Source organism: Microbacterium sp. H37-C3, from assembly GCF_027157935.1.
Classification (GTDB): Bacteria; Actinomycetota; Actinomycetes; order Actinomycetales; family Microbacteriaceae; genus Microbacterium; species Microbacterium plantarum.
On record NZ_JAPVLR010000001.1, the window covers coordinates 173,340 to 188,823 of the forward strand.

General features: G+C 68.2%; 14 protein-coding genes. 12 read left to right on the forward strand and 2 right to left on the reverse strand.

The genetic code is table 11. The features are described 5' to 3' along the window. Positions 1-22: 22 nt before the first annotated feature. From O1W71_RS00765 to typA, 5 genes are all read left to right on the forward strand, one after another. On the forward strand, positions 23-1,747 hold the full coding sequence (locus O1W71_RS00765; protein ID WP_269266146.1) for an ABC transporter substrate-binding protein: 1,725 nt from the start codon (positions 23-25) through the stop codon (positions 1,745-1,747). Between the two features lie 112 nt (positions 1,748-1,859). After that, a complete protein-coding gene (locus tag O1W71_RS00770; protein ID WP_269266147.1) occupies positions 1,860-3,380 on the forward strand; it encodes an ABC transporter permease in 1,521 nt (506 codons plus the stop codon). Then, on the forward strand, positions 3,377-4,420 hold the full coding sequence (locus tag O1W71_RS00775) for an ABC transporter permease (RefSeq protein ID WP_269266148.1): 1,044 nt from the start codon (positions 3,377-3,379) through the stop codon (positions 4,418-4,420). Before O1W71_RS00770 ends, O1W71_RS00775 begins: the two co-directional genes overlap by 4 nt. Then, a complete protein-coding gene (locus tag O1W71_RS00780; protein WP_269266149.1) occupies positions 4,417-6,072 on the forward strand; it encodes an ABC transporter ATP-binding protein in 1,656 nt (551 codons plus the stop codon). The genes O1W71_RS00775 and O1W71_RS00780 overlap by 4 nt, the downstream gene beginning before the upstream one ends. A 109-nt stretch (positions 6,073-6,181) precedes the next feature. Next, on the forward strand, positions 6,182-8,095 hold the full coding sequence (gene typA, locus O1W71_RS00785) for a translational GTPase TypA (protein ID WP_269266150.1): 1,914 nt from the start codon (positions 6,182-6,184) through the stop codon (positions 8,093-8,095). An 82-nt stretch (positions 8,096-8,177) separates the two neighbouring features. Here the strand turns inward: typA and O1W71_RS00790 are convergent, their stop codons facing one another. Next, positions 8,178-8,519, reverse strand: coding sequence for a DUF2200 domain-containing protein (locus O1W71_RS00790; RefSeq protein WP_269266151.1), 342 nt, complete (start codon positions 8,517-8,519; stop codon positions 8,178-8,180). A 49-nt stretch (positions 8,520-8,568) separates the two neighbouring features. On the opposite strand from O1W71_RS00790, the gene O1W71_RS00795 reads away from it, so the two are divergent. From O1W71_RS00795 to O1W71_RS00820, 6 genes are all read left to right on the forward strand, one after another. Further along, positions 8,569-9,291: an AzlC family ABC transporter permease gene (locus tag O1W71_RS00795; protein ID WP_269266152.1), complete on the forward strand. Its 723-nt coding sequence runs from the start codon at positions 8,569-8,571 to the stop codon at positions 9,289-9,291. Next, the gene (locus O1W71_RS00800; protein WP_269266153.1) at positions 9,288-9,602 is read left to right on the forward strand and encodes an AzlD domain-containing protein; all 315 of its coding nucleotides are present in this window, start codon (positions 9,288-9,290) and stop codon (positions 9,600-9,602) included. Before O1W71_RS00795 ends, O1W71_RS00800 begins: the two co-directional genes overlap by 4 nt. Positions 9,603-9,611: 9 nt before the next feature. Further along, on the forward strand, positions 9,612-10,013 hold the full coding sequence (locus tag O1W71_RS00805) for a histidinol dehydrogenase (protein ID WP_114589536.1): 402 nt from the start codon (positions 9,612-9,614) through the stop codon (positions 10,011-10,013). A 9-nt stretch (positions 10,014-10,022) separates the two neighbouring features. Next, complete coding sequence (gene fdxA / locus O1W71_RS00810) at positions 10,023-10,349, forward strand: ferredoxin (protein ID WP_023950512.1); 327 nt, start codon at positions 10,023-10,025, stop codon at positions 10,347-10,349. Then, the gene (gene dapC / locus O1W71_RS00815; protein WP_269266154.1) at positions 10,346-11,452 is read left to right on the forward strand and encodes a succinyldiaminopimelate transaminase; all 1,107 of its coding nucleotides are present in this window, start codon (positions 10,346-10,348) and stop codon (positions 11,450-11,452) included. Before fdxA ends, dapC begins: the two co-directional genes overlap by 4 nt. 101 nt (positions 11,453-11,553) lie before the next feature. Beyond that, positions 11,554-12,846: a citrate synthase gene (locus tag O1W71_RS00820; protein WP_094261455.1), complete on the forward strand. Its 1,293-nt coding sequence runs from the start codon at positions 11,554-11,556 to the stop codon at positions 12,844-12,846. Positions 12,847-12,973: 127 nt separating this feature from the next. Here the strand turns inward: O1W71_RS00820 and ppk2 are convergent, their stop codons facing one another. Beyond that, entirely contained in the window at positions 12,974-13,774 is an 801-nt protein-coding gene (gene ppk2 / locus O1W71_RS00825; protein ID WP_269266155.1) for a polyphosphate kinase 2, read from the reverse strand. 92 nt (positions 13,775-13,866) lie between these two features. On the opposite strand from ppk2, the gene O1W71_RS00830 reads away from it, so the two are divergent. Then, positions 13,867-15,474, forward strand: coding sequence for an L-lactate permease (locus O1W71_RS00830; RefSeq protein ID WP_269266156.1), 1,608 nt, complete (start codon positions 13,867-13,869; stop codon positions 15,472-15,474). Positions 15,475-15,484: the final 10 nt, after the last annotated feature.

Genomic DNA, 15,484 nt, shown 5'->3' on the forward strand with positions numbered 1-15,484 from the left:
CATCAAGAGAACAGGAGTGGGAATGCGTTTCACGCGTATCTCCATGGCGGGCGCGAGCGCCGCTGCCCTGGCGCTCGTCGTCGCCGGCTGCGCGCCGGCGGACGGCGGCGAACAGGAGACGACGACGGCGAGCCAGTCCATCGCCGTTTCGGTCGGTCCGAACGACTTCATCAGCTACAACGGCTTCACGCCCGAGACGTACTCGACGTACAACTCGGCGATCGTGGACCGGCTCCTCGCGGGCTTCAGCTACTTCGACGAGGTCGGCGCCATCCAGCCGAACACCGATCTGGGCTCGTACGAGCTGATCTCGGAAGACCCGATGGTCGTCGAGTACACGATCGCCGACAATGCCGAGTGGTCCGATGGCACGCCCATCACGGTGGCCGACGCCGTTCTCGCCTGGGGTGTCCAGAACCCCAACCTCGCCGGCGCCGAGGGCCCGCTCTTCAACTCCGTCTCGCAGGACCTGGGCGACACCGTCCCCGAGGGCCCGCAGGGCGACGCTGACGCCAAGTCGTTCACGGTCCAGTTCGCCGCGCCCGACCCCGACTGGCAGATCCAGACCTGGATGCTCAGCCCCGCGCACGTCGTCGCCGAGCAGGGCGGTCTGTCGACCGAGGAGCTCGTCGAGGCGATCCGCGGCGGCGACGCCGCTGCTCTCGCAGACGCGGCCGAGTTCTGGAACACCGGATGGAACACCGCCCCCGGCACGCTGCCGGACGAGGCGCTCATCCCCAGCTCCGGCCCGTACGTTCTCTCGTCGTGGGAGGCCGGCCAGTCGGTGACCCTCAAGCGCAACGAGAACTACTACGGCACGCAGGCAGCCAATGACGAGCTCGTCATCCGCTTCGTCGCGCAGGACGCGATGGTCCAGGCGCTGCAGAACGGCGACCTCGACGTCATCGCCCCCCAGCCCACGGTCGACACCGTCTCGCAGATCGAGGAGCTCGGCGACGCCGCTCAGCTGCTCACCGGCCAGACGCTGACCTGGGAGCACCTCGACTTCAACTTCAAGGGCAACGCGTCGCTCGCGAACAGCCTCGAGCTGCGTCAGGCATTCGCGATGTGCGTGCCGCGCCAGCAGATCGTCGACAACCTCATCAAGCCGGTCAGCTCGGACGCCGAGGTCATGAACGCGCGCGAGGTGTTCCCCTTCCAGGAGAACTACGACGAGGTCGTCTCGGCCGCGTACGACGGCCGCTACGACGAGCCGAACCTCGAAGAGGCCAAGGCTCTCGTCGACGCCGCCGGCGCTGCCGGCACCGTCGTGCGCATCGGTTACTCGGCGCCCAACCCGCGCCGTGCTGACGAGGTCGCTCTCATCAAGTCGTCTTGCGACCAGGCCGGCTTCGACATCCAGGATGTCGGCAACGCCGACTTCTTCCAGCCCGGTGGCACCCAGGAGCGCGGCGATTACGACGTGGCTCTGTTCGCCTGGGCCGGCTCCGGCCAGATCACCTCGGGCCAGAACATCTACGCCACCGACAAGCCGCAGAACTACGGCGGTTACTCGAGCCCGGTCGTCGACCAGGCGTGGGAGACGCTCGCGACGAGCCTCGACGAGTCGGTGCACCTCGAGCAGACGAAGATCATCGAGAAGCAGCTGTGGGACGACCTCTTCGGCATCCCGCTGTTTGCTCACCCCGGTGTCGACGCTGCTGCCGCCGACATTGAGAACGCACAGCACTCGGTGGGCCAGAGCGGCATCATGTGGAACGCCGAGAAGTGGTCGCGCGCAGAATAAACGTATTCTGTCTCTGACACGACCAGAGTGTGGGCCGTCGCTGCGGTGACGGCCCACACTCCCGTGAGGGGCACATGCGTGCCCCGCGTACGACCAAGGGACCTCGACTTCCGTGCTGAAATTCATCATCCGCCGTCTGGCGGCAGCGGTGGGCATCATGCTCGCCGCATCCCTCTTGATGTACGTCCTGACGATCAACTCCGGCGACCCTCTCGCCGATTTGCGAGAGAGCAACGCGGACAACCGCGAACAGTTGATCGCTCGGCGTATCGAATACATGAACCTCGACCAGCCCTGGCTCCAGCGCTATCTCGGCTGGCTCGTGGGCGCGAGCAAGTGCCTCATCGGCCAGTGCGATCTCGGACTCACCCGGCAGGGCGTCGAGGTCACCACGCTCGTGGGACAGGCGGCTGCCTCGACGCTGAGGCTCGTCCTGCTCGCCACGATCCTGGCGCTGATCATCGGCATCGCCATCGGCATCATCACCGCGATCCGGCAGTACTCCGGCCTGGACTACGCGGTGACGTTCCTGACGTTCCTCTTCTTTTCGCTGCCGGTCTTCTGGGCGGCGGTGCTCTTCAAGGAGTACCTCGCGATCGGATACAACGACTGGATCCGTGATCCGGAGCTCTCGCCGATACAGATCATCGTGATCGCCGTCGTCATCGGCTTCGTCGTGCAGGTGCTCGGCGGTGGCTCGCTGAAGCGCCGGGCGATCACCTTCGCCGCCACCGCCGCGGTTCTGGGGGCAGCGCTGCCCCTCATGCTGGCGACGAACGCGTTCCGCGAGCCGCGCCTCACCGTCATCGGTGTGGCCGTGCTCACCGTTCTGCTCGCGCTCAGCGCGACAGTGGCATCGGTGGGACTGCACAACCGGCGGGTGCTCGTCATCGGCCTGGCCAGCGCAGGACTCGTGGTCGTCATGCACCTGGCGCTGACCAACGTGTTCATCTATTACATGAACTGGGGCGTGCTCGCCGGCGGTGCACTGCTGGCGATGATCGTACCGTTCCTCATCGGACGGTTCTTCGGCGGGCGTTTCCGAGGGCCGGCGACAGTCGTCGCGTTCGTCACGATCTTCGGCGGTGCCCTCCTGACGGTCGTGGACGCGCTCTTCCGCGTGTGGCCCTCGTTCCTGCAGCGCAAGCCGCGTCCGATCTCGACGATCGGCGCGCAGACGCCGAACTTCGACGGGACGTTCTGGCAGACCTTCCTCGATATCGGCACGCAGATGCTGCTGCCGACGCTGCTGCTGACGGTCATCTCGCTGGCGTCGTACAGCCGCTATACGCGGACGTCGATGCTCGAGGTGGGCAACCAGGACTTCATCCGCACGGCGCGGGCGAAGGGCGTGCCGGAGCGGCTGGTCATCTTCCGCCATGCATTCCGCAACGCCCTCATACCCATCGCGACGATTGCGGCGTTCGACTTCGCCGGACTCATCGGCGGGGCCGTGGTCACCGAGCAGGTGTTCGGCTGGAAAGGCATGGGTGACCTGTTCGCGACCGGACTGCGCGAGGTCGATCCGAACCCCGTGATGGCCTTCTTCCTCGTGACCGGCCTCGCCGCGATCGTCTTCAACATGCTGGCGGACATCTTCTACGCCGTCATCGACCCGAGGATCCGAGTATGACGAACCCGAACGACAACGTGCCGACCACGACGTCGGTCCTCTCGGTCGCGGAGGCCGAGGACGCTGCGCTCGCGAAGAGCACGGCCGCGCCCCGCTCACAGGCCCGCATCGTCTGGGGACGCTTCCTGCGGCACCGCGCGGCGACGATCTCCGCGGTGATCCTGATCTTCCTGACGCTCCTGAGCTTCACCTCGGTCGGTTTCTTCGGCATCCCGGGATGGTGGCCGCACGACTACCGCGCCGCCGGTGACGTGGTCAACGGGGGCGCCCCGACGCTGAGCCTGATCCCCGAGTGGCTCGGTGGCGACGGCATCCGCATCGGCGAGCACCCGTTCGGGCAGGAGAACACGGGCAAGGACTTCTTCGCACTGACCATGATGGGCACGCAGCGTTCGATCCTGCTCGGCCTCGTGCTCGGAATCTCGTCGACCGTCATCGGAAGCATCGTCGGCGCTGTCGCCGGCTACTACCGAGGCTGGGTCGACTCCATCCTGATGCGCATCACGGATCTGTTCATCGTCATCCCGCTGCTCGCCCTCGCAGCTGTCGTGGGTCAGATCGCGGGGAACATCGGCAAGAACCCGATCGTGCTGGCTTTCATGCTGTCGCTCCTGACCTGGACCGGTCTCGCGCGTCTCGTTCGTGGTGAAGTGCTCTCGCTCCGTGAGCGCGACTTCGTGCTCGCCGCTCGCGCCTCGGGCGCCGGGGGAGCGCGCATCATCTTCCGACACCTCATGCCGAACGTCGTGGGCGTCATCGCCGTCAACGCCACGTTCGCGATCGCCGGCGCGATCTTGCTCGAGAGCTCGCTGTCTTACCTCGGATTCGGCGTCGTCCCCCCGGAGACGTCGCTGGGCCTGCTGATCAGTCAGTATCAGGGCAGCTTCACCAGCAGGCCCTGGCTGTTCTGGTGGCCGGGCATGATGATCCTCGCGATCGCCCTGTCCATCAACTTCCTGGGCGACGGCATCCGCGACGCGTACGACCCGCGCCAGTCGCGCAGCGTGCGTCGGGAGATCAAGAGGAGGAACCGCGCATGAGCGTCACCGCCACGCGTACCGCACTGAAGTTCACCGACCTCTCGGTCACGTTCCTCACCGGATCGGGCGATGTCAACGCCGTCAAGGGCATCTCGCTCGAGGTGCGCCCGGGCGAGGTCGTGGCCGTGGTCGGCGAGTCCGGCTCCGGAAAGTCGGTGACCTCTCTCGCCGCCATGGGGCTCCTCGCGGAGAACGCCATCACGCGAGGATCCATCACGGTCGGCGAGACCGAGGTCATCGGGCTCCCGAACGAGCGCATGCGCAAGCTCCGTGCCAGCGAGATCGCGATGATCTTCCAGGAGCCGATGACGGCGCTCAACCCGGTGCTCACGATCGAGCGTCAGCTCACCGAGATCTTCGAGCTCCACGACGTCGCCTACGGCGAAGACGCGCGGGACCGGTCGATCGGCCTGCTGCGCGACGTGGGCATCCCCGAGCCGGAGCGGCGCATCAAGCAGTACCCGCACCAGTTCTCGGGTGGTCAGCGTCAGCGCATCGTCATCGCGATGGCGATCGCGCTCGACCCCAAGGTCATCATCGCGGACGAGCCGACCACCGCCCTCGACGTCACCGTCCAGGCGGAGATCCTCGACCTGCTCCGGCGGCTGAAGGATCATCGCGACGCGGGCATTCTGCTGATCACGCACAACATGGGCGTCGTCGCCGACATCGCCGACCGCGTGGCGGTGATGTACCGGGGCGACCTGGTCGAGGTCGGCGACGTCGAGGACGTCCTCACCCGGCCGCAGCATCCCTACACGAAGAAGCTGCTCGCCGCCGTTCCCCGTCTCGACCCCGAGCTGACGGCGCGAGTCGCCGCCAGCGCCACGCGCGACGTGGTGCTGGAAGCTCAGGGGCTCGTGCTCGAGTACGCGGGACGCGGCAAGACCTTCCGGGCGGTCGAAGACGTCTCGTTCGACCTCGCCGCCGGCGAGGTGCTCGGCATTGTCGGCGAATCCGGTTCGGGCAAGTCCACGATCGCGCGCGCGGTGCTCGGGCTGATGCCGGTCGCGGACGGGACGCTCAGCCTCGGCGGACGCGACCTCGCGAAGCTGCGCGGCCGCAAAGCGAAGAACGTCCGACGCGACATCGGCGTGGTCTTCCAGGACCCCGCGGCATCCCTCGACCCGCGGTTCCCGATCGGCGACTGCATCATCGAGCCGATGGCCATCCACCGTGTCGGGACCAAGGCCGAGCGGCTCGATCGGGCCCGCGAGCTGCTCGACGCCGTCCGGCTGCCGCGCGACGTCCTCGAGCGCTACCCGCACGAGCTCTCGGGCGGTCAGCGTCAGCGCGTCTCGATCGCGCGGGCGCTCACACTGCGGCCGAAGCTCTTCGTCGCCGATGAGCCGACGTCGGCGCTCGACGTGTCGGTTCAGGCCGCGGTGCTCGACATGCTGAAGGAGCTGCAGGAGACGTACTCGTTCGCCTGCATCCTCGTCAGCCACGACCTCGCGGTCGTCGACCAGCTGTCCGATCAGATCCTCGTGCTCAAGTCGGGGCGAACGGTCGAGCAGGGGCCGACGTCGCAGGTGCTGCTGCAGCCCCGCGAGGCCTACACCCGTGAGCTGCTGGCCGCCTCGCCGGTTCCGGATCCGATCGAACAGCGCCGGCGCCGCGAGGAGCGTCGCGCGGCTCTCGACGCATCCTGAGGCCTCGGCTTCGACCCTTTCGCAGGCGCCCCGCGAACTCGCAGGGCGCCTGCGTTAAACTGTCCCGTCGGCATCCCGGCGTTTTCCCTTCATCCTGAGGACCCCCTTCATGGCGCATGCCCTTCGTCCTGACCTCCGCAACGTCGCGATCGTCGCGCACGTCGACCACGGCAAGACGACGCTCGTCGATGCCATGCTCCGCCAGACCGGCTCGTTCGGCGACCACGCGCACGTCGAGGAACGTGCCATGGACTCGAACGATCTCGAGCGTGAGAAGGGCATCACGATCCTCGCCAAGAACACGGCGATCACCTACAACGGCGCCCACACCGACGTGCCGGTGACGATCAACGTCATCGACACCCCGGGCCACGCCGACTTCGGCGGAGAGGTCGAGCGCGGCCTGTCGATGGTCGATGGTGTCGTGCTGCTCGTCGACGCGTCGGAGGGTCCGCTGCCGCAGACCCGCTTCGTGCTGCGCAAGGCGCTCGAGGCCAAGCTCCCCGTCATCCTGCTGGTCAACAAGACCGACCGTCCCGACGCCCGCATCGCGGAGGTCGAGGAGGAGGCCCACGACCTGCTGCTCGGACTTGCCGGCGACCTCGTCGACGACGTGCCCGATCTCGACGTCGATGCACTGCTCGACGTACCCGTCGTGTACGCCTCGGGTCGCGCGGGCGCGGCGTCGCGCAACCGTCCCGACAACGGCGCGCTTCCCGACAACGACGACCTCGAGCCGCTTTTCGAGGCGATCCTCGAGCACGTGCCGGCGCCGTCCTACGACGACGAGGCCCCGCTTCAGGCCTGGGTCACCAACCTCGACTCGAGCCCGTTCCTCGGACGCCTCGCCCTGCTGCGCGTCTTCAACGGCACGCTCAAGAAGGGCCAGACGGTCGCGTGGGTCCGCCACGACGGTTCGCACTCGAACGCACGCATCACTGAGCTCCTCAAGACGAAGGCGCTGGATCGTTTCCCGGCCGAGTCCGCCGGCCCCGGCGACATCGTCGCGATCGCGGGTATCGAGGACATCACGATCGGTGAGACCATCGCCGACCCGGAGGACGTCCGTCCGCTGCCGGCGATCACCGTCGACGACCCGGCGATCTCGATGACGATCGGCACGAACACCTCGCCGCTGATGGGCAAGGTCAAGGGGCACAAGCTCACCGCGCGCATGGTCAAGGACCGGCTCGACCGCGAGCTCATCGGTAACGTCTCGCTCAAGGTCGTCGACATCGGGCGGCCCGACGCGTGGGAGGTGCAGGGCCGCGGCGAGCTCGCGCTCGCGATCCTCGTCGAGAACATGCGCCGCGAGGGCTTCGAGCTGACCGTCGGAAAGCCGCAGGTCGTGACGCGGCGCGACGAGAACGGCAAGCTCACCGAGCCGTTCGAGCACCTGACCATCGACGCCCCCGAGGAGCACCTCGGCGCGATCACGCAGCTCATGGCGGCCCGCAAGGGGCGGATGGACACGATGACGAACCACGGCACCGGCTGGGTTCGCATGGAGTTCGTCGTTCCGTCGCGCGGTCTGATCGGCTTCCGTAGCGAGTTCCTCACGATCACGCGCGGCACCGGTATCGCCAATGCGATCTCGCACGGCTACGACGAGTGGGCCGGCGCCATCTCGACCCGACAGAACGGCTCGATCGTCGCCGACCGCTCCGGTGTCGTCACGCCTTTCGCGATGATCGCGCTCCAGGAGCGCATGAGCTTCTTCGTCCAGCCCACCGAGGAGGTCTACGAGGGCATGGTCATCGGCGAGAACTCGCGCGCCGATGACATGGACGTCAACATCACGAAGGAGAAGAAGCTCACGAACATGCGTTCGTCGACCTCGGACTCCTTCGAGTCGATGACGCCCCCGCGCGTGCTCACGCTGGAGGAGTCGCTCGAGTTCGCACGCGACGACGAATGCGTCGAGGTGACCCCCGAGAAGGTGCGCATCCGCAAGGTCGTGCTGGATGCGACCGAGCGCGGCCGCGCCGCGTCACGCGCGAAGCGCCAGGACGCCAACGCCTGATCCGGCTTCCCGAAGCCCGCCCACGACCCCGGAGCGCCGACCCTCGGCCCCGGGGTCGTGGCGTTCCCGGCGCGTCCAGCCCTCAGCCGCGCAGGATGCGCGACATCTGCTTGCCGCGGGCGACCTCGTCGACGAGCTTGTCGAGATAGCGGATGCGCTGCATCAGCGGATCGTCGATCTCCTCGACGCGAATGCCGCAGATGACACCGGTGATCTTCGTGGCCTCGGGATTCATCCGGGCATCGGCGAAGAAGTCCTCGAACGTCGTCCCGGCGGCGAGATGGGCATCGAGCTCCGTCTGGCTGAAACCGGTGAGCCATCGGGTGACCTCATCGACGTCGGCGCGGGTGCGGCCCTTTCGCTCGGCTTTGGCCACATAGTGGACGTAGACCGACGCGACGCTCATCGTGAACACGCGACTCATGCCGTCAGCGTATCCGGCGTCGCGAGCACGGGTCGATAGCATCGGAGCGATGGAGCAGGATGCCGCGATGCGGCGCGCGTGGCGCGATGGGATCGGCGTATCCGTCGCAACGAGCGCCTACGGCGTATCGTTCGGCGCGCTCGGGGTCGCCGCGGGGCTCGATGTCTGGCAGACCTGCGTGCTCAGTCTCCTGATGTTCACGGGCGGCTCGCAGTTCGCCTTCGTCGGTGTCGTCGCGACGGGTGGCTGGGCGGCGCTGCCCGCGGCCATCGCCTCCGCAGCGCTCCTGGGCGTTCGCAATGTGGCATACGGTCTTCGCATGGCGCCGGTGGTCGGCGGGAGCATCGCGCGGCGGCTGAGCGCCTTCCCGTTCACGATCGACGAGTCGACGGCAGTCGCCCTCGCGCAGTCGGGCCCCCGCGCACGCCGCATCGGCTTCTGGGTGACCGGAGTGGGCATCTATATCGGATGGAACCTCTTCACACTCCTCGGCGCGCTGCTCGGCGACGTCCTCGGCGACCCCCGGGCTTATGGACTCGACGCGGCCGCCGCGGCAGCCTTCCTCGCGCTGCTGTGGCCGCGGCTCCGCCGGCTGGACGCGGTCGTCGTCGGAGTGGCCGCCGGAGTCGTCGCCGGTGTCGCGACGCCCCTCACGATGCCCGGGATCCCCGTCCTCATCGCCGGCGTCGTGGCCATCGTGGTCGCCGCGGCCATGCCGGGCCGGCGTTCGTCGCGGGGCGATGACGCGAAGACGACGGGGGAGGCCCGATGAGCCCGTGGACCGGCATCCTCGTCGCCTCGTTCATCTGCGTGGCGCTGAAGGCGCTGGGATACCTCCTTCCGCCGCGATGGTTCGACGGGGAACGCGCGCAGCGCATCATCGACCAGCTGACGATCGCTTTGCTCTCCGCGCTGGTCGTCGTGCAGACGCTCGGCGCGGGCGCCGCGATCGTGGTGGACGCGCGCCTGCCTGCCGTGGCGGTGGCCGCCGTCCTGCTCGCCGCGCGCGCCCCCTTCCTCGTGGTCGTGGCGGGGGCGGCGCTGGTGGCGGCGGTGCTTCGGGCGTGCGGATGGGCCGCTTAGACTGGCTCGGTGAATCAGACCTGGACCCGCTTCGCCGGGTGGCTCGTCGCCGCGATCGCGGGAGCCGTCTACGGTGTCGCGGGGACGATCACCCAGGCGTACTCCTGGGGTGTGCTGCCGGTGGGGCTCATCGTCGCTGTCGCCGGCGTGACCGCCCTCGTCGCGGGGCTGCGGCTGCTCACCGACGACCGGTGGACGGCGCTGGCCTGCGGGCTGGGCGCTCTCGTCGCAACCGTCGTCTTCTCCGGACGCGGGCCCGGCGGCTCGGTCGTCGTGCCTGCCCCGCCGGACGGGCAGCTGAGCACCGGGCTGATCTGGACGTTCGCTGTGCCGGTCATGGTGGCCGTCGTGGTCGGTTGGCCCTCGTTCGCGGGAGCACGCCGGGCGGCCGCGTCCGATCGCACGAACTAGACTCGTCATGTGACTTATGTGATCGCCCTCCCGTGCGTGGACGTGAAGGACCGCGCCTGCATCGACGAATGCCCCGTGGACTGCATCTACGAGGGTGAGCGCTCGCTCTACATCCACCCGGATGAATGCGTCGACTGCGGCGCATGCGAGCCGGTGTGCCCGGTCGAGGCGATCTACTACGAAGACGACCTGCCGGACGAGTGGCAGGACTACTACACCGCGAACGTCGAGTTCTTCGACGACCTGGGATCTCCCGGAGGTGCCGCGAAGGTCGGCGTCATCGCGAAGGACCACCCCCTCGTGGCCGCGCTGCCGCCGCAGGGGGAGGGGCATTGAGCGTCCGCGACCTCGCCGACTACCCCTGGGACGCCGTAGCGCCCTACGCCGAGAAGGCCCGCCGCCACCCGGACGGCATCGTCGACCTGTCCATCGGGTCGCCGGTCGACCCGACGCCTGAGGTCGTCGCCCGCGCCCTGCGCGAAGCGACCGACGCGCATGCGTACCCGCAGACCGTCGGCACCCCCGCGCTTCGGGAGGCCATCGTGCGGTGGTACGAGCGTCGCCGCGGTGTCACCGGTCTGGCCCCCGACAGCGTGCTGCCGACGATCGGGTCGAAGGAGCTCGTCGCGCTCCTCCCGCTGCTGCTCGGCCTCGGTGCCGGCGATGTCGTCGTGCATCCCCGCGCCGCCTACCCGACGTACGAGGTCGGCGCCCGCCTGGTCGGTGCGACGCCGGCAGCTGCAGACGACCCGGCCGACTACCCGGAGGGCACCCGACTCGTCTGGGTCAACTCGCCCGGAAACCCCGACGGACGCGTGCTGGACGTCGCGGAGCTGCGGCGGATCGTCGCCCGCGCACGCGAGCTCGGCGCCGTCGTCGTCTCGGACGAATGCTACGCCGAGCTCGGCTGGGACGGGCCCTGGGCGAGCGAGACGGTGCCGAGCGTGCTCGACCCGCGGGTGAGCGAAGGCGACGTCAGCGGTCTGCTGTCGGTGTACTCGCTCAGCAAGCAGTCGAACCTCGCGGGTTATCGGGCGGCGTTCCTGGCCGGCGACCCGACGATCGTGGCCCGGCTTCTCACCGCGCGGAAGCACCTGGGACTGATGCAGCCCCTGCCCGTGCAGCAGGCGATGGTCGCAGCCCTGGGCGACGACGGTCACGTCGCCCGACAGAAGGACCTGTACCGCCGCCGTCGCGATGTGCTCCGACCGGCGCTCGAGCGCGCGGGCTTCCGTATCGATCACAGCGAAGCGGGACTCTATCTGTGGGCGACGGCGCAAGAGGACGCGTGGAAGACGCTCGGCCGGCTCGCCGAACTCGGCATCCTCGCGGGCCCCGGCCACTTCTACGGAACGCAGTTCCCGCAGCACGTGCGCTTCTCGCTGACCGCGTCGCAGGAGCGGATCGACGCCGCTGCCGCACGCCTGACGGGTTCGTAGGTTCTCTCCTACCGATCCGCTGATCCTTTGGCGCCGTACGGAGTAGGCCCGTGCGCCCGATAGGCTGTAATGACCGCACCGGACGATCGCAAGGAGGCTTCGTGAACGACACGGGCACCCCGCAGAAGGCCACCGTCACCATCGGTGACCGCACCGCCGAATTGCCGGTGCTGCACGGAACCGACGGAGTTCCGAGCGTCGATTTCTCGACGTTCACCAAGCAGACGGGCCACACGAGCCTCGACTACGGCTTCGTCAACACCGCGGCCACGCGGTCCGCCATCACCTACATCGATGGTGACCAGGGCATCCTGCGTTACCGCGGCTACCCGATCGAGCAGATCGCCAAGCACTCGACGTACCTCGAAGTGGCCTGGCTCCTGCTCTACGGCGACCTGCCCACGGCTGACGAGCTGGCGGACTTCGACGACCGCATCCGTCGTCACACGCTGCTGCACGAAGACCTCAAGCGCTTCTTCTCGTCCCTGCCGCACACCGCGCACCCGATGTCGGTGCTGTCCGCCGCCACCGCGGCCCTGTCGACGTATTACGAGGACCAGTCCGACCCGAACAACCCCGAGCACGTCGAGCTCAACACGATCCGGCTCCTCGCGAAGCTGCCCGTGATAGCCGCGTACGCGCACAAGAAGAGCGTCGGGCAGGCCTTCCTCTACCCCGACAACTCGCTGAGCTTCGTCGACAACTTCCTGCGCCTGAACTTCGGCGTCCTCGCGGAGAACTACGAGGTCAACCCGGTCGTCTCGCGCGCGCTCGAGCGTCTGCTCATCCTGCACGAGGACCACGAGCAGAATGCCTCGACCTCGACCGTGCGCCTGGTCGGGTCGACCGGTGCGAATCAGTTCTCTTCGATCTCGGCCGGTATCAACGCGCTCTACGGACCGTTGCACGGCGGCGCGAACGAGGCCGTCCTCGACATGCTGGCCCGCATCCGGGACTCCGGCGAGAGCGTCGAGCGCTTCGTCGCCCGCGTGAAGAACAAGGAAGACGGCGTGAAGCTCATGGGCTTCGGGCACCGGGTCTACAAGAACTACGACCCGCGCGCGAAGCTCGTCAAGGAGTCCGCGGACGAGGTCCTCAACGAGCTCGGCGTCGTCGACCCGTTGCTCGATCTTGCGAAGGAGCTCGAGGAGATCGCCCTGAGTGACGACTACTTCCGCGAGCGTCGCCTGTACCCGAACGTCGACTTCTACACGGGCGTCATCTACAAGGCGATGGGATTCCCCACGCGCATGTTCACGCCGCTGTTCGCGATCGGTCGGCTGCCCGGCTGGCTCGCGCACTGGCGCGAGATGCAGAACGACCCGCAGACGAAGATCGGGCGTCCGCAGCAGCTGTACATCGGCTCGGCGGAGCGGGACTACCCCACCTCCTGAACAGGGCTCGACGATCACGAGAGGCCGGCACATCACAGCGATGTGCCGGCCTCTGCCATGCGGTCGCGGATCGCGCCACGTTACCTCGACGTCCGCGGGGTGCCGCTGGACCGGGGCACCCCGGGTGTCACTTGTCGATCAGTGTCGCCGCGTAGTCGGGGACGTATCCGTCGAGCTGCTGCGGCGGGCGGTCGTAACCACCGGATGGCGGGCGCGGTGGGATCTCGATCTCGGGCCGCTCGACCACTTCGTAGGGGATCTGTCCGAGCAGATGGTGGATCATGTTGATCCGGCCTCGGCGCTTGTCCTCGTTGTCGACCTCGTGCCAGCGTGCCTCCGGGATGTCGGTGTGCACGAACATCGTGTCCTTCGCGCGCGAGTAGTCCTCCCACTTGGTGATCGAGAGCACGTCGTTGGGGGAGAGCTTCCACCGCCGCATCGGCTCCTCGTTGCGCGACCGGAACCTCTTCTCCTGCTCGACATCCGAGACACTGAACCAGTACTTCAGCAGCAGGATGCCGTCCTCGACGAGCATCCGCTCGAAGATCGGCGCCTGGTGCAGGAACCGGTGGTACTCCTCGTTGGTGCAGTAGCCCATGACCCGCTCGACGCCGGCGCGGTTGTACCAGGACCGGTCCATGAGGACGATCTCGCCGGCGGCCGGCAGATGCGCGACGTATCGCTGGAAGTACCACTGCGAGCGTTCGCGCTCGGTCGGCGCGGGAAGCGCGACGATGCGCGCGACCCGAGGATTGAGATACTCGGCGACGCGCTTGATGGTGGATCCCTTGCCCGCGGCGTCGCGCCCCTCGAAGATCACCACGATGCGGGCGCCGGTGGCCTGCACCCAGGCCTGCATGTCGACGAGCTGCGCCTGCAGCCGCCGCAACTCGGCTTCGTACACCTTCTTCGGCAAGCGATCGGCCATCGAGCCACCTCCTGACGCGAGCATACGCCCCCCTCGCGCGGGGGTGCGGCCCGGTCTAGGGTGGGCCGCACGCACGAGCAGGGGAGCGAAGCATGTGGATGCAGACGACCGATCCGCTCGGCTCGCTGGCGCTGTCGGCCCTCGTCGCCGCCATTCCGATCATCGTCTTCCTCGTCGCGCTCGTCGGGCTTCGCCTCAGCGGCATCCTCGCCGGTCTCATCGCGCTCGTCGCGCAGCTGCTGGTGGCCGCACTCGGATTCGGGATGCCGCTCACGGCAGTCGGGGGTGCGGGCCTGCTGGGCCTGCTCACGGCGGTCTGGCCGATCGCCTACATCATCGTGATGGCGGTGTGGCTCTACAAGCTCGCTGTCGCGAGCGGTCGCTTCGACGTCATTCGTTCATCGATCGGGGGCATCTCGAAAGATCAGCGGATCCAGGTGCTCCTCATCAGCTTCTCCTTCGGCGCCTTTCTGGAGGGCGCCGCCGGGTTCGGCGTGCCCATCGCCATCTGCGCCGCGCTCCTGGTGCAGCTGGGGTTCCGCCCGCTGCGGGCGGCCATGATCTCGCTCGTCGCCAACGCGGCGGCGGGGGCATACGGCGCCATCGGCATCCCCGTGATCGTGGGTGCGCAGGTCAGCGGCCTCGAGGTGCAGGAGCTGTCGCGTGCAATGGTGCTGGTGCTGCAGCCCCTGACGCTGCTCATCCCGTTCTTGCTCGTGGTCATCCTGGACGGTTTCCGCGGGCTGCGTGAGACGTGGCCGGCCACGCTGCTGGTCACCATCGTCTTCAGCGGCGTGCAGGCGGGCGTGCTGTGGTTCCTCGGCCCCGAGCTCGCCGACCTCGGTGCAGGCCTGGCTGCGATGGTCGCGCTCTTCCTCCTCGGCCGGGTCTGGCAGCCTCGGCGGGTCCATCGTGAAGTCGGCGCGCCCGAGCCGGAGCCGCACAGCGCCAATGTACGTGAGGTGATCGCGGCATGGAGCCCGTTCTACATCCTCACGGCGGTCATCCTGGTCTGGAGCCTGCCGGTGTTCAAGAATCTGTTCGCCGCGGGCGGGCCCTTGGCCGCGCTGGTGTTCGCGGTTCCGATGCCCGGGCTCACCGGCAGCGTGCAGACCCCCGGCGGTGATGTCGTCACGGCGACGTGGGGCTTCACTCCCATCAACGCGACGGGCACGGCGATCCTGCTGGCGGTGATCGTGTCGTTCTGGACGACGCCGCGCCTGCGCGCGGCCGACCTGGTGTGGGCACTGGTGGAGACGGTGCGCGGCCTCTGGCGCGCGTTGCTGCTCATCGCGATCATTCTCGTCCTGGCCAACGTCGCGAACTACTCGGGCGGCTCGGCCTCGATGGGCACGGCTCTGGCGGCGGTCGGGCCGCTCTTCCCGTTGCTCGCACCGATCATCGGCTGGATCGGCGTCTTCCTGACGGGGTCGGTCGTCAACAACAACACGCTGTTCGCGCCCCTCCAGGTCGCTACCGCCGAGCAGATCTCCGTCGACCCCGGGTTGCTCGTCGCTGCGAACACGGCAGGCGGCACAGCCGCCAAGGTCATCTCGCCTCAGTCGATCGCGATCGCGGCCGGCGCGGTCGGACTCGCCGGACGCGAGTCGGAGATCCTCCGGGCGTCGCTCTGGTACAGCCTCGGCATGCTCGCCGTGGTGTGCCTGTGGGGCGGTCTGCTCTCGGCGCTCCTGCTCTGAGCGCCGCCCG